Source organism: Chitinophaga sp. 05T412, from assembly GCF_056396465.1.
Map to the genome: position 1 here is coordinate 289,612 of NZ_JBFTLN010000004.1, position 13,932 is coordinate 303,543.

At 42.9% G+C, this 13,932-nt stretch carries 13 protein-coding genes; 4 read left to right on the forward strand and 9 right to left on the reverse strand.

Features of this window, described 5'->3' with window-relative positions; all coding sequences use genetic code 11:
* Nucleotides 1–435 precede the first annotated feature (435 nt).
* Both AC1DFM_RS11670 and AC1DFM_RS11675 read right to left on the reverse strand, forming a co-directional pair.
* On the reverse strand, nucleotides 436–1,929 hold the full coding sequence (locus AC1DFM_RS11670) for a sensor histidine kinase (RefSeq protein ID WP_477076903.1): 1,494 nt from the start codon (nucleotides 1,927–1,929) through the stop codon (nucleotides 436–438).
* Nucleotides 1,930–1,938: 9 nt separating this feature from the next.
* Nucleotides 1,939–2,643, reverse strand: a complete 705-nt coding sequence (locus AC1DFM_RS11675; protein WP_477076904.1) for a response regulator transcription factor — start codon at nucleotides 2,641–2,643, stop codon at nucleotides 1,939–1,941.
* 135 nt (nucleotides 2,644–2,778) lie between these two features.
* Here AC1DFM_RS11675 and AC1DFM_RS11680 point away from each other — a divergent pair, with 135 nt between their 5' ends.
* Nucleotides 2,779–4,077: a spondin domain-containing protein gene (locus AC1DFM_RS11680; protein ID WP_477076905.1), complete on the forward strand. Its 1,299-nt coding sequence runs from the start codon at nucleotides 2,779–2,781 to the stop codon at nucleotides 4,075–4,077.
* Between the two features lie 135 nt (nucleotides 4,078–4,212).
* Here AC1DFM_RS11680 and AC1DFM_RS11685 read toward each other — a convergent pair whose 3' ends face one another.
* The 4 genes from AC1DFM_RS11685 to AC1DFM_RS11700 form a co-directional block, all read right to left on the reverse strand.
* Nucleotides 4,213–4,827 carry a hypothetical protein gene (locus AC1DFM_RS11685; RefSeq protein ID WP_477076906.1) on the reverse strand — a complete coding sequence of 205 codons (615 nt, stop codon included), beginning with the start codon at nucleotides 4,825–4,827 and terminating at the stop codon, nucleotides 4,213–4,215.
* Nucleotides 4,828–5,090: 263 nt separating this feature from the next.
* A complete protein-coding gene (locus AC1DFM_RS11690) occupies nucleotides 5,091–5,945 on the reverse strand; it encodes a methylated-DNA--[protein]-cysteine S-methyltransferase (RefSeq protein ID WP_477076907.1) in 855 nt (284 codons plus the stop codon).
* A 141-nt stretch (nucleotides 5,946–6,086) separates the two neighbouring features.
* Nucleotides 6,087–6,548 carry an ester cyclase gene (locus tag AC1DFM_RS11695; RefSeq protein ID WP_477076908.1) on the reverse strand — a complete coding sequence of 154 codons (462 nt, stop codon included), beginning with the start codon at nucleotides 6,546–6,548 and terminating at the stop codon, nucleotides 6,087–6,089.
* Nucleotides 6,549–6,653: 105 nt separating this feature from the next.
* Nucleotides 6,654–7,649, reverse strand: coding sequence for a helix-turn-helix transcriptional regulator (locus AC1DFM_RS11700; protein WP_477076909.1), 996 nt, complete (start codon nucleotides 7,647–7,649; stop codon nucleotides 6,654–6,656).
* A 187-nt stretch (nucleotides 7,650–7,836) separates the two neighbouring features.
* On the opposite strand from AC1DFM_RS11700, the gene AC1DFM_RS11705 reads away from it, so the two are divergent.
* Nucleotides 7,837–8,670 (forward strand): lysophospholipid acyltransferase family protein, encoded by an 834-nt coding sequence (locus AC1DFM_RS11705; RefSeq protein WP_477076910.1) that lies wholly within the window; start codon nucleotides 7,837–7,839, stop codon nucleotides 8,668–8,670.
* Nucleotides 8,671–8,861: 191 nt separating this feature from the next.
* Here the strand turns inward: AC1DFM_RS11705 and AC1DFM_RS11710 are convergent, their stop codons facing one another.
* The 3 genes from AC1DFM_RS11710 to AC1DFM_RS11720 form a co-directional block, all read right to left on the reverse strand.
* Nucleotides 8,862–9,731 carry an SDR family oxidoreductase gene (locus tag AC1DFM_RS11710; RefSeq protein ID WP_477076911.1) on the reverse strand — a complete coding sequence of 290 codons (870 nt, stop codon included), beginning with the start codon at nucleotides 9,729–9,731 and terminating at the stop codon, nucleotides 8,862–8,864.
* A 217-nt stretch (nucleotides 9,732–9,948) separates the two neighbouring features.
* On the reverse strand, nucleotides 9,949–10,758 hold the full coding sequence (locus AC1DFM_RS11715; protein WP_477076912.1) for an AraC family transcriptional regulator: 810 nt from the start codon (nucleotides 10,756–10,758) through the stop codon (nucleotides 9,949–9,951).
* Nucleotides 10,759–11,058: 300 nt separating this feature from the next.
* Nucleotides 11,059–11,355, reverse strand: a complete 297-nt coding sequence (locus tag AC1DFM_RS11720; protein WP_477076913.1) for a hypothetical protein — start codon at nucleotides 11,353–11,355, stop codon at nucleotides 11,059–11,061.
* A gap of 218 nt (nucleotides 11,356–11,573) precedes the next feature.
* Here AC1DFM_RS11720 and AC1DFM_RS11725 point away from each other — a divergent pair, with 218 nt between their 5' ends.
* A complete protein-coding gene (locus AC1DFM_RS11725) occupies nucleotides 11,574–12,206 on the forward strand; it encodes a hypothetical protein (RefSeq protein WP_477076914.1) in 633 nt (210 codons plus the stop codon).
* A 432-nt stretch (nucleotides 12,207–12,638) separates the two neighbouring features.
* Entirely contained in the window at nucleotides 12,639–13,823 is a 1,185-nt protein-coding gene (locus tag AC1DFM_RS11730) for a Kelch repeat-containing protein (RefSeq protein ID WP_477076915.1), read from the forward strand.
* Nucleotides 13,824–13,932: the final 109 nt, after the last annotated feature.

Genomic DNA, 13,932 nt, shown 5'->3' on the forward strand with positions numbered 1-13,932 from the left:
ATCCCGGGCCGCTTGCTTTAATGAGAATACTTAATGTAGGTTAATGCTATTTCTTAAACTGGTTCATAGGGCCCAAAAGTAAATTCACGGAGCTTTGGGGTATGGTACAATTAAGTATTAAGGGGAGATCAGGTTATCGTTTCCTTTTTTGTAGCGTGTTCCTGACTTTGCTGAGAAATTCCGGCGATACACCCAGGTAACGGGCGATTTGATTTTGGGGTACGCGTTGCACCACCTGTGGATATTTTTAAAGGAAAGCCAGGTATCGTTGCTCTGCTGTTTGTGAAACAAGACTGTGAAGGCGTTTTTGGAAGGAGAATAGAGAGCGTTGTATCAACAGGCGAAACAAAGCTTCAAACTTTGGTAGATACCAATCCCGCTATTTCAGGTTTGATCACTTCGTTGAAAAGCATTGTTGCTAAATGGTTATAAGCTTTACTGTTCGGAAATATCAGCCCTGGCAACCACGGGAAGAATAAACCAAAATCTGGCTCCTTTGCCGGGAGCACTAATGACTTCTATCGAGGATTGATGCAGATCTAGAATTTTCTTTACGATGGCCAGACCAATGCCCATTCCTTTTTTTGATAATTCACCGTTGCGAAGCTGTTTATATCGGTCGAATATATAAGCCTGGTCTTCCGGAGCGATACCAATACCTGTGTCTATGACCTTTACCTGTACCCCTTCGCCCGCTTGCTTCAACTCGATGGTGATACTGCCAGCATCGGGGGTGAATTTAAAGGCATTATCGATCAGGTTTTGTACCACTCTTTCGGTCAGGGCAATATCTGCAAATACAAGGGGAAGTGCCTCCTCAGTATCAAGACTCAGGCTGATATGCCTTTCCCTCGCTTTGAGTTGATAGGCGACTAGTATATCGGAGATCAGCTCACTGATTAGGAATGGCTCTTTTTCGGCGTTCACCTGGTTAGCTTCCAGCTTTGCATATTGAAATAATTGCTCGACCAGCACAGATAATTTTTTTGAGCTCTCCAAAACAACCGAGAGATACTTGTTTTTTTCATCTGAAGAAAGGCTATCATCCTTTATTAACAGGGTTTCCGAAAAACCCTGCATGATAGACAATGGTGTCCGCAGATCATGGGAAACATTGGCAATAAGTTCCTGCCGGAATTTATCGGTGGCGGTAATCTTATCGAAGTTCCCGACGATCACGTCGGCCATTTCGTTGAATGTTGAGGTAAGTATGCCCAGGTCTCCTTTCGCATTTCCCTCAATTCTTGCCGTGTAATCTCCCTCTTTAAACCTTTTTACTACTACCACAATCTGCTGGATACTGTTCGTGATCAGCAAAAAGGTGATGATACCCACGATAAAAGCTATCAGCAGCGCTGAAAGGAAAATATACATCCCCAGGTGATAGTACAAATCACTATTGAGGGTCTTTAATATCTGTTGTTGTTTCTCACTAGCCAATACGGCATAGACATAGCCGCTCAGTTTTCCATTTTCATATAACGGTGCAGCCGAGAATATTCCAGGCTCGTCTGGCTGCTTGGGGTTATCTCCCAGCGGACGTTCTCCCTTTTTTACAGCGAGCCATTCTTTTACTTTTGAGATATCTACCTGGTGTCTCCGGACGGATTTGTCCGGAACTACGTAGTCTGTAATTTTTCCGGTTGTATCGAGGAGGTAAACCTCTACGCTTGGATTGGCCACCATGATGGAGTGGATAATGTCGTGGGTTACCGTGGTATCTGGTTTTCCATCTTTCAAAGGATGTGTGAAAGAAGCCAGGTGTGAAGCTACATTGCCGTATAATTCCTGGTGCGCCATGGTATAATAAGATCTTGAGAGCTTTGATGCAATCATCATAAATACGCCACCTAATATGACCAGCAGTATTGAAAATACGGCAGCTATTTTCCAGAATAACAGATTGCCTCTGATCGTTTTAACAGGCATAATGTTGTTTTATAGTTGTTCGTTAAAGCGATAACCTATTCCCCAGGTAGTCAGAATAAATTTCGGATTGGAGATATCTTCCTCTATTTTTCCCCGAAGCCGGTTAATGTGGGAGTTTACGGTGTGTTCGTATCCCCCAAAATCATAGCCCCATACGAGGGTCAGCAATCGTTGCCTACTATAGCTCTTGCCCGGATTTGCAGCCAACAACGTGATGAGGTCAAATTCTTTCGGCGACAAATCAATCCTGTTGTCATTCAGGGTAACTTTTCTTTTATCAATATCAATTTCCAGCCCTCCGATTTTGATTAAAGAAGAAGCCAGTACCGCTTCCTGGATTTGTATGCTTTCTTCCTGCCTTCGGAAAATCACTTTCACTCTGGCTATAAATTCCCGTACACTAAAAGGCTTGGTCAGGTAATCATCTGCACCGGTTTCTAATCCCAGCACTTTATCGATCTCTTCTGACTTGGCAGACAGGATGAGTATAGGCGTTTGACGATCGTCTTGTCTGACCCTGCGGCATATCTCCATGCCATTCAGGCCGGGCAGCATAAGATCCAGTATAATGAGATGGAAAGATTGTTCTTTTGCCATGGTAAGGCCGGTTTGCCCATTGATAGCGGAAACTACTTCGCAGCTGAGATCCTTTAGGTGGATCGTCAGCAATTCTACAATATTAGGATCATCTTCTATCAGAAGTACTTTATGCATATGGAGCGGTTATAATTACGTATTCAAAATTCAACAAAAAAATCAGATTAATTGCACTGTGATACTTTTGTTATAATTCTGCAATCTCTTTGGGATACTGGTTATGTTCCTTTGTTCTATCAAAAATAAAAGACCATGAATTGGAACACACCCAAACTGTTAGTCGTGCTGACTTCAATGATTACGCTTGCATCCTGCGACAAAAATGATAATGGCACGGTGTTACAACCTAATACCATCAGTATTGAAAACGTACTGGATAGCAGGCCCCTGGTAGAGTCGGGGACATTTAAAGGTACGGGAACTCCACCAGTTATTTTTCCCGGACAGTCCGTGTCTTTTTCTTTTTCGGCCGCAAAAAAGCAGTCGCTTACGTTTGCGTCCATGTATGGATGGAGCAATGACTTGTTTTTTGCGCCCGCTAATCCGGGAATTAAGCTCTATAATGATGATGGCACACCTATAACAGGTGATGTATCAGATCAAATAAAATTATGGGATAATGGTACACGGGTAAATCAGGCGCCAGGTATGAGTGTAACGCATCCCGGAACTGCAGAAGCCACTGTGAAGAATATAAAAGAAGTTAATGGTACTGATGACTATGGGAATACCTATCTGCCAGCCTCCCGGCTCATGAAAGTATCACTGGCTTATATCGGTAATTCCCAATTCACCATTACCATCATGAATAATTCAGGTGGTACTGCCAATGAAACCCCTTTCAGCCCGGGCGTTTGGGCTATATCCTATGTTGCCGGTGATAATTTGCTATTGCCAGCACCTGTATATGCTGCCAATAAACCTACGGCAAACGGGCTTACCAATATTGCGGAAATGGGAGATAATGGCCCTTTGAGTACTTATCTGACGAGTATGACAGGCATTTTTACTCCATTGTCCCCGGTACTGGTAGTGGTATATAACGGAGCAGAAAATCCTTTTTATAAAACAGGTGAAAATGATCGGGGAGAAGGTCTGAAAGAGCTCGCTCAGAAGGGAAATGCGGATGTTTTAGCAGGAGCGTTGAAAAGTAAGGCAGGTGTGAAAAGTGTGTACGTACTTAAAGCTGATAATACCACTGTATTACTTCCGAAGATAAATGGGGCCAGCGGTGGTAAAGTAATGCAACAACTGGCCGTTGCGAAGGGCGATAAAATTGCCATAGCCACTATGTATGGCTTTTCCAATGACTGGTTTTTTGCCACAAAAGGTAGCGATATCGATGCTATGCAGAAAGGAGATGTGTCATCTCTAATAGGGTTATTTGATGACGGTACCGCTGTGAACCAGTTTCCTGGTGCAGGTATCACCCAATTCAATCTTGCAGGTACGCCACTTACGGAGAGCAAACCAATTATGGCGGTACCCAATCCCAATGGATTTACTACACTACCCGATATTAGTAAAATTATAAAGGTTACGCTGCAATAGACGTTAAAGTCTGTTTCGGAAGCGAAGTGCAGGTTCGATACTTATTACTACTAAACAAAAACGGTTCACGAAAGTGAACCGTTTTTGTTTAGTAGTTTGCACCTACTTATTGTTGTAAGGTGTTGAATCCTTCATTTATTTCTTCTTAACATAAATATATTTTATGTTATACAAGGCTACCACATCATCTTTACTTTTCATTTCGCCGGGCCCTCTAAAAAAATGTGGGGTATCATTAAAATACTGCGTATCATCCACTATACCATCATTATGGCCATTATCTGCATAGAAATATGGTGGCGTTGATTTTTGGAAATTGTAAAAGCACATGTAATGCTCAATAGTGTCCTTTTTATTTATACCATATAGCTGCCAAAAATCAGCATATCTATTCCATTGATAGATGGTGTCATTGCTTGTACGGAAGTTAAAATTGTTTTTCTCATATTCACGGGGCAATTCATTAATGGAGTCCTTAAATACAATCAGTTTGTCGTAGTAGCCGCTTCGGAGTTTTATAGCGTTCCAAAATGAGTCGGGTACTGAAGCTCCCGTAATATCAGTTCCTCCGCCGGGCGATCCTTTATATACTTTAAAATTAATTACCTCTTTTTTCAAAAATTCATACGTTATTTTTTCATCCACAGGTTTAGGAGGGGGTGGGGGATTGCTGTTTCCGTTATTCTTAGAACAAGAGTTTGATAATATTAAAGCAGCGGATGCCATGCACAGAAGAAAAACCTTTTTCATATATCAGATTTATAAGAAATACTTGATTACGCTCAATACCAGTATATAGTTCATTTGTTTCGCGTTGTTAACCAGGGTATGACCGGGACAAGGAAGGCATTAAAATGTTGCCGATCGCATTAGGTGTAACAAACGTAAATTGGAGGCAAGATAACGATCATTATTTGAAATAGACAAGAAAAAAATCAGTTGGAAAGTTGATTTTGTACCGGAGCTAAGAGGGAAATTAATAGTTTGGGAGGCTAATAAAGTAGTATGGTGGCTTATCCCTGTATAATCGCCTGGCGGGATGCTTCCCAACCGATGATGGCATTTTTTCGCACAGCCCCCCAGTGATACTGGCCAATTTCTCCGGTAGATTTAATCACACGATGGCATGGAATAAGAAATGCCACAGGATTGTGTCCAACGGCGGTTCCTACAGCCCTGGATGCTCCTTCGTGCCCGGCATTCGCTGCCAAATCCCTGTATGTTATAAATCCTCCGGTAGGGACCTTCAGCAAGGTTTCCCAGACTTTGATCTGAAAATCGGTTCCTTTCAGATGGAGTTTTATTTCGTCTAATTTACTCCAGTCCTGCGTAAAGAGGAATAATGCGTTTTGTTGAACCCGGTCTACTACCTGCTGGTAGGTGGCATTGGGGAAAATGATTTTTAATTCATCAAAGGCAACCTGGCGGCCATTGTCAACAAACGACATATGGCAAACTCCTTTGGGAGTAGTGGCTACCAGTATTTCTCCAAACGGACTATCAGCAAAAGAGTAATTAATTTTCAGCGCGTCGCCACCATTTTTATATTCGCCGGGTGTCATGCCTTCTATCTTTACAAACAGGTCATGTAACCGGCTTGTACTGGACAGGCCTACTTCGAAGGCGGCATCGAATAAACTCATCTTTGTACGCTTTAGCATGTCTTTAGCGTATCCGGCCGTCAAATATTGCAGGAATTGCTTAGGGGTGACACCTGTCCAATGCTGAAACATTCTTTGAAAATGAAAGGGGCTCAGATGCACATGGTCCGCCACTTCTTCCAGCTTCGGTTGCGATTTATAGTTTTCTTTGAAGAAGCTGATGGCAGCTGCAATCCTGTTGTAATCGTATTCCTGTTGCGTTTCCATTAGTTGCGTATATTAATATTAGCGAAGGTAGTTTCATTCGGTAGGAGATAAAACCCGGAAATTGCTTTCTTGCAGGAAGTAGGTATGAATAAAAAAGGCCGGGTATTTCATTTTCCCGACCTTTTTTATTTATGAAGATGGTTACGCGGTTTTAATTAAACCCAGCTGCGTTAATGCGGTAACGCCGTCATCAAGACCAATTTCTTCCACAATCTTTCCGTCAACTACTTTTAGTACCGTAGTACCGGTGAAGTGCATTTTTCGTCCGGTGGCTTCAGGAAGGGCGCCTGCCAGAAAATCGCTGAAAGCAGTTCCTGTGTGTGTGCCACCACCTTGCCATTGTCCCACCACATAATCGCCTTCTGCAATTAAATCTGCAGCTCCCCAGAAGTTAAGGTCAGGAAAAGCAGCACGGAAATCTGTCATGAAATTTTTGATGTCTTCACGGCCCTGGCGTGGCTCATGTAATGAATATTTGAGCAACATATCAGGCGCTGCAATTTCATCTACAATAGATAGATCCACAGTAGGTCCCCAGAAATGAGTAAACCAACGAACTACCACCGCTTTGTTCAGTTCTTCTTTTGTTTTTTGACTTTCCATTTTTGTAGTTTTTTGAATGATTTGATGATTCAAAAGTAGAAAGTCTTATCACCGTAAGAAATCCGTTATTTGCGGTTTTGCGTTGATGACTGTATCCCGATACGATTAGTTGCTACGGAGCTTTGAAGGATTAGTACCGAATTTTTTCCGGAACTCATTGCTGAAATGCGGCAGGGTGCTATATCCTGTTTCATAGGCTATTTCCGTCATCGACAGCTGGCTGTCGTGAATCAATTGCCGGGCATATTGCAGGCGATGATCCCGCAGGTAGCCAAATACAGAGTTATTAAACAACATCCTGAAGCCCGACTTCAGCTTAAATTCATTCAATCCTGTTTGCCGGCCTAATGCTGTTAAAGAAGGTGGGTGCTGAATATCGCTCAGGAGTATTTCTTTCGCCTGTTTCAGTTTTTCTATATCTGCCGGAAAAAGCTTGACATTTGTTTTCTTTCCGCTATGTATTTGTTCCTGTTGTTCGCAGTGCAATTGCAGCAGCTCAATGGCTTTTGCATGAATAAAGAGTTTACGGAGACCGCCGGCATAGCGGCAGTTCATCATTTCTGTGATCAGTGCCTGCATACGCGGCGTGATGCACATCTCTTCTTTTCCCAATGTGGGAATTATGCCATTGCCGGCAATACTATCTCCCACCTTATCCATAGTGGGACCGATGTTACTGATTAAATCCAGGAAACGTTCTGGCAGAAAACTGATCGTCAATACTTCCAGCTGCTGTTTAAGGAACGTAGTTTCCTGAGCACTGTATGGATTGATGAGAATATTATACTCCTTCGATGTAAACGGCATCGGTGATTTACTGCCATGCGCATAGGTGATCAGCTGGCCCTTTTGTACATATACCAATCCTGGCATAGGGGCCTGTTTATCGGTAGATAAATGCACTGTTTCATGTACATTGATGCGGCAATATCCGATATGGGTCCCTTCCATGTACTGCTCCCGGAAATTGAAATCCAGGAAGGGAAATTGGATTTGTTGCTCATCTTCCCAGTGACCAGCGGACGAAAGTCGTTGCCGGTCCATTACCCTATCATCGCGTAGCAATATGTCATGGGTGTTATTTCTATACGTTATGGCCATAAATAATCCGTTTAGCGCAAATCTTGCTCCGTTGTTTACAAATCCGGCAACTTAAAATGCTGTCACTTTGCTATTAAGAACAGAATCAAGACTGTTTGTTTACTGAATGCTTATATACCGACACCTGACGGGAGGAAGCCCCTATGTAAACTTTGAGGTTTTACTTTTTTTTAACAATTGTGGCATTATGATGAGTGAAGCATCCTGCCAGACTGCGCCAACCGTAAGGGGTCTGGGGAAATTGATTTATTTTTTACTTTATCGTGTATTTCGTTACCGTTATGGGGTGGTGATCCAGAATCTTTCCCGGTCGTTTCCGGAGAAGTCGTATGGAGAGATAAAACGTATTGCGGGTTCCTTTTACCGGCACTTCAGCCAATTGTTTGTTGAAATGGCAACGATACTGCTGGTGTCGGAGACAAACCTCAAGAAGCGGTTAAAAATGAAAAACCCGGAGTTATTGGAACATTATCACCAGCAGAAGCGGAACATCATTATTATGATGGGGCATTATGGAAATTGGGAATTAGTGGGTGCTTTTCCATTGTATTACTCCATGAATATGTATGCAGTTTATAAACCGCTATCCAATCGATTCTTTGGGCGCTTAGTACATAGAATACGTACCCGTTTTGGGTTGCAGGTGATTCCCATGGAACGGGCTGCGCGCTTTATGCTCACACATCAGCATATACCGGGCGCCTACATATTTGTGGCTGACCAATCGCCAGCCAAGGGCGCCCAGCATCAGGTGCAATTTCTACACCAGCCCACCAGCGTATTAACCGGCGCGGAGAGATTGGCTGTTGCCATGGATGCTGTGGTGGTGTATGCGGCTGTTAAAAAAACAACGGCTAATCGCTGGCAGGTTTCTTTCTCCCTCATCACAGATACACCCGGCGTTACGGCCTATCATGAGATTACGCGCCGGTTTAATGAATTACTGGAACAAGATATTCGTACCTCACCCGATTACTGGCTCTGGACACACCGGCGCTGGAAATTAAATCCATCATCATGAGTACACTACTATTATTCCTCGGCTACCTGATGGGTAGCCTGTTGGGAGCGACGCTATTTATTACACTGGTGCTCACGCTGCTGTTGATGAAATTTCATGAAACGAATGCGGATTAGGCTACGACGGACTTTCTCCAGGTTTCAGGTCGATTTCCCACTGCTTATTAATGGAAAAGCAGTGGGAAAGGGTGATTAACAGAAGACGTTTTTGTAATCTCTGACAAATTGCTCAAAATTGATGGCAGCTTTTCCTGTGATATCATTAACGGTGTGATAAACAGCGCTGGCCTCGCCTTTGGAATAGTGAGCATAGTCTTCTATCAAACCATCTGCCTGCCATTCGGGAAACCCGGCAGGAATTAATGCTTCCCGCATTTGTTCCGGGTTCAAATCTATATATGCTATCTCTTTTCCCAATACCCGGGAGAGTATTTCCGCCATCTGATAATGAGTGAGCGCCTCGTTACCGGTAATGTTATAGATTTTGTTTTCGTGTCCGGGTTCAGTTAATGCTTTAGCAGCTATTGCGGCAATATCTCTTATATCCACTGCGCTAACAACAGCGTTTCCAAGGGCTCCATAAAATTGATGCTCATATTTGATGTAGTGGGCAAAACCTATTAAGCCCTGCATGAACAGATTGGGGCGAAGAAAAGTATAATTAATACCTAATTCTTTAATCTTGTTCTCTACGGTGGCATGATAGCGAAGAAAGCGAACGGGGGAGGATGGGTCTGCGGCGAACTGTGACAGTTTGACGATGTGCTTTACGCCGGCGGCATGAGCTGCATCTACAAAGTTTAACTGCAATTGCTCTGCGTGTTCGGAAGAGTTGGTCAGCAGGAATGCTTTTTCAATCCCTTGTAACGCCTGCGCCAGGCTGTCCTTGTCTGATAAATCACCAACGATAATCTCTGCTTGCGGTAAATTACGCAATAAATCTCCCTGGTCTTTTGTACGGGCAAGTGCTCTAAATGGTGTATTCCCGTTTACCAGGTTTTTAACTAATTGAGTGCCTACAGTGCCTGTTGCTCCTGTAATTAAAAGGTTTGCCTGTTTCATAAATTTGTTGTTATATGTCAAAATTCAATCTTCATCAGACAGTAAAATTGTAAGAAAACGAAAGCAGTGTCTGGTGACTGTTATCTATTTCTTGCTGCTGATTACATGGTAAAATTGCAATGAATCATGCCGGTAAAATTGTAAGAAAACGAAAGGGAAGGAGCAATCGGCCGCCTGGCTTTTGGCCGCAGATTAAGTACAGTTGGGGTAGTTTGCGTTAATCTCTGGGGTTACAAATGGCTTCCTGGAACTTCAGATATTTTGCAGGGCTCAGATGGAGATAGTGATTGAAATCCCGGATCAGTTGACTTTGATCATAATAGCCACATTGGTCTATTACCTCAAACCAATCTACTTTGGTGTTTTCAGCCGAAATGGTTTGAATAATTTTAATAGCCTTCAGGAAACGATTATACCGGTATAGCTCTTTTGCGGTATAGCCAAAGTATTTCTTATGGTTAATCTGAACAGCTCTTTCAGATAATTTATTTTCCTTAGATACCCCTTTTATCGGGCTAAAAGTTTCCCGGTCAAAGTCGGCGAGTTGTTCTGCAAGGGGATTACGACCTTGTAAATAGGGGCCAGAGAATTCAAGGATTAGCTGTATCCGGCTTTCATTATCCGTTGTTTTATTGAGTTGTGACCATAGGGCGGTAAAGCAATTGTTATTTAATAATTTGTCGGGATGTAATGCCGTATCCTGCGTCAGATGTATATTTCCAAAAAACCTGAAAAAGGTGTCGTCTTTGAAATTACATACGAATATCTCGCCATCGGGTGGGAGTGAATAGGTAAAAGCGTGCTTGACTGGTCCGAGCACAATGCATTTATCTACGGTAATTTCATCTCCGTTTTTCGAGAGGAGTGAGGCCGGATTGCCAAAGCAGAACACCATCATGGTTTGATAAGATGGCATCAGGGTTTGAACAATGGTGGCTCCGGATTTATTTTCTGCAAAGTAAAAATGAGAGAAAAGCGCTTCATATGCCGAAGGAACTGGTATTCTGTAACTATTGTAGCCTTCCATATTTTTTACTTAAGAGATAAAAATATTCAATTTCACAAAATCCGTTTCTGCCAAAATTAGCACAGCTGATTGTGCGCCATCACCGGGTAAATGCCTTGAAAAGGAGGATAGCTAAGGTAAATTATTTTTGTTATAATTAAATAGTTGAATTAAATCATATGTGGCCGGGTTCCGGTGAGTAGGCTTATCGATATCCCCGGGGATCTAAAAAAAAGGCCGCCTTGCTTTCGCAAAAAGGCCCTTGGCTTTCATAGATAATTACGGGGTGGTTTTTGCATTCTGTAAATTGGAAATCCTGTTTTACAGATCTTCTAAATGAATTCTGCTCATGGCATCTGAAGTATTGGGAATGGCTGTTTTAATTTCCTGTTCCAGTAAAAGCATATCGGCTTTCATGATGGAGGAGGCATCCGTTTCTGACATTTCAGGCGTTTTAGCAAGAACTACCGCCATCAAATTGGCTAAGTAAGCTTTTTGAAGCGTCCTGGAATAGCTGTCTATCGCTACTTTTTTCTCTTTCAATCCCTTCCAGATGCCCTTGTGAATGGCTGCTATGTAGTCATTGAGCTGTAATGCTTTTTCTCCAAACCGGTTCACATTTTTTTGCCAGCTTTTTCTGCAGATATATCAACGGTAGCGGTTGTTTCTATTATATAGACCGCAGTTGATTGCCATTGCGGAAGTTATCGTTAATCAGAAGACCGGCAGACAGGGTTGTAGTAAATTCTTCGGGTAGGTGTAAGGAGATTGGGAAGATAAATTTCCATCTGTAAAGTTTTTTATTTGCTTATCATTGCGCCTTAATCGATCCAAAAATGATTCGTAAATTTCTTTGTGGTATCCTTTTTACAGGCTTACTGCATGTTAGTGAAAACAGCCAGGCGCAAAAAGCGGCAAGCAACAATAAATACATTAATACCGTATCTGCTGAGGTATCTGGTGATGAGAGTAAAAGCATACAGGTATCCGGAGAAGAGGATGTGGCACTTGGGTTTCTGAAATTCACCACCACCAGTGTCAGCCCACTTACAGTTGGCGGTACGGTAGTTGGAAAGGATGGCACCTCCTATAAAGCCGCTATTGTGATGCCGGTAACTCTTCAAACGGGCGTTGAGCAAGCAGGTGGTTTTGGTTCATTTGTAGTAGAGAATGATGTTAAAACTAAAACCTACAGTACAACCATGTACCAAACTTATTTCGATACAGATAAGGATGCTGCTAACAGCAAGGTATATCTTACTTTGACGCAGATACAGGATGTTGGAAATTATGTAAAGATTGTCGGTAGTTTTCGTTTTAATGCCGCTTATGATGAAAACCCTGATTCTATTGAAGGTGCATCAACAGGGGAACAGCTCCCGCCTTTTAATGGCAATGTTCGTGGTTCGAAAAAAGTAAGTGTAAAGAGTTCTTTCACGGTATACCTGACAAAGCTTTTGAGGGATTAAGATTTTTCTTGCCCCGTTCCGTAAAAGCCATTGATCATTTTGTTTTACAAAAGTGGTGTAGTAACATTTCTAAATAAAAAATGCCGGTGATTCAATCACCGGCATTTTTTATTGTTGTTATATCAGGGGTTTTTATAAAATCGTTAGCCGATGACGATATTCCAACGTGTTAAAAAACGCTATTTATGCTAAGTTAACCATCATTGCTGCCACTTCTCAAGCCGTGTTAATAATCACATAACATTCCCGCATGGTACCTACCGGAGTTTTCAGACGCTTTACATTAAGCGTCTTTTTTTTATGGTAATCATGGTCGCAACGGCCTGCGTACTTACATTTAAAAACCAATAACATGAACAAAACAATTAGCAGCATGCTGTTAGGCATGACTGTGGCTGTATTCATTGCTTCCTGCACAAAGGAGTCAAAAAAATGGAAAAGCCGGTTGACCGCCCGGTAGTGGCATCTGCCGGCGGCAATCCGATATTTTCCTTCATTGATCCGGCGGGTACTTTAAAGCTCAGCAAACCGAGGACTCGTATTACCCTTGCACAAGCTGGCGGCAAAGTATTTTTTGCCGGAGGAAATGACATCAATGTACATGGACTAATATCTCCAGGCAACCCCATTGTTTCTGGTGGTGGTGTTAGTACGGTTGATATTTATGACATCGCATCCGGAACCTGGAGTGTTGCACAGCTGAGCGAGGCGGCCTATGAAAAAGCGGCTGTTACCGTGGGCAAAAAAGTAATTTTTGCAGGAGGAAATACCATGACCATCGTGAATGGAAAAGCAACGGAGAAGATCTGTGGAGCAATAGATATCTATGATCTGGAAACACAGCAATGGAGTGCGGCCAGGCTGCGTGTGCCGAGATCTCATATTGCGGCTACTGTTGTAGGCACAAAAGCTTATTTCGCGGGCGGTAAGATAGATGGCGCCGTAACAGCCAGTGATGTGATAGATGTATATGATGCGGCTAACGGTCAATGGAGTGAGTTGAAACTCAGCAAGGCGATGTGGGGTGGTGCGGCCGTGACAAAAGGTACCCAGGCAATATTTATTGGTGGGGCGGCAGCTGTTCCAAAGGGAGCGAGAGATGAACCGCTGAACTGGGTGCAAGCTTATGAAACGACTACCAACAAATGGACTTATGATGCGATCCGATATCCGAAGATGGGTATACAAGGTGTAGTAGTGGATACCACCGTGTATCTGGCAGGAGGGGACCCGTTTTTGGTTTGGCCACCCAGCGATGCAGTGGAGGCGAGATACATAGAGCTGTATCCGAAACCACAGAATGGAAACTTCCTGATAACAATATACGGAGGAGGAGGACGAACAAGATCCGGGTTTACCAATGTGGGTAACATACTGGTTGTTGCCGGTGGGGAGGATACTATTTCTACCGTGGCAGTCTGCAAGCGGCCTTTTACCGAGACGTATTCCATGCGTATTGTGGGCGCCGGCAGATTTACTTCGGCCGTAACCGTTGGTAATAAAGTGTTTATCGCGGGAGGACTTGTTACAAGTACTGATCCATCGAGACCACGATACCCGGCATTCACTTATTCAGATGATGTACAGATACTGGAAGCGAGGGAAGCAACACCCTGATAAAAATACCCGTGAATGTTAAGTTTACAATAAGTTATCTGTTAGCCCCTATTTTGACTGCATAAAAAGGTAATGAACTTTATCTTTATACAGCTTATTACCGTTGCAT

Coding starts and splice junctions, on each gene's coding strand:
- AC1DFM_RS11670 (WP_477076903.1), bottom strand. CDS start 1,929: ATGCCTGTTAAAACGATCAGAGGCAATCTGTTATTCTGGAAAATAGCT.
- AC1DFM_RS11675 (WP_477076904.1), bottom strand. CDS start 2,643: ATGCATAAAGTACTTCTGATAGAAGATGATCCTAATATTGTAGAATTG.
- AC1DFM_RS11680 (WP_477076905.1), top strand. CDS start 2,779: ATGAATTGGAACACACCCAAACTGTTAGTCGTGCTGACTTCAATGATT.
- AC1DFM_RS11685 (WP_477076906.1), bottom strand. CDS start 4,827: ATGAAAAAGGTTTTTCTTCTGTGCATGGCATCCGCTGCTTTAATATTA.
- AC1DFM_RS11690 (WP_477076907.1), bottom strand. CDS start 5,945: ATGGAAACGCAACAGGAATACGATTACAACAGGATTGCAGCTGCCATC.
- AC1DFM_RS11695 (WP_477076908.1), bottom strand. CDS start 6,548: ATGGAAAGTCAAAAAACAAAAGAAGAACTGAACAAAGCGGTGGTAGTT.
- AC1DFM_RS11700 (WP_477076909.1), bottom strand. CDS start 7,649: ATGGCCATAACGTATAGAAATAACACCCATGACATATTGCTACGCGAT.
- AC1DFM_RS11705 (WP_477076910.1), top strand. CDS start 7,837: ATGATGAGTGAAGCATCCTGCCAGACTGCGCCAACCGTAAGGGGTCTG.
- AC1DFM_RS11710 (WP_477076911.1), bottom strand. CDS start 9,731: ATGAAACAGGCAAACCTTTTAATTACAGGAGCAACAGGCACTGTAGGC.
- AC1DFM_RS11715 (WP_477076912.1), bottom strand. CDS start 10,758: ATGGAAGGCTACAATAGTTACAGAATACCAGTTCCTTCGGCATATGAA.
- AC1DFM_RS11725 (WP_477076914.1), top strand. CDS start 11,574: ATGATTCGTAAATTTCTTTGTGGTATCCTTTTTACAGGCTTACTGCAT.
- AC1DFM_RS11730 (WP_477076915.1), top strand. CDS start 12,639: ATGGAAAAGCCGGTTGACCGCCCGGTAGTGGCATCTGCCGGCGGCAAT.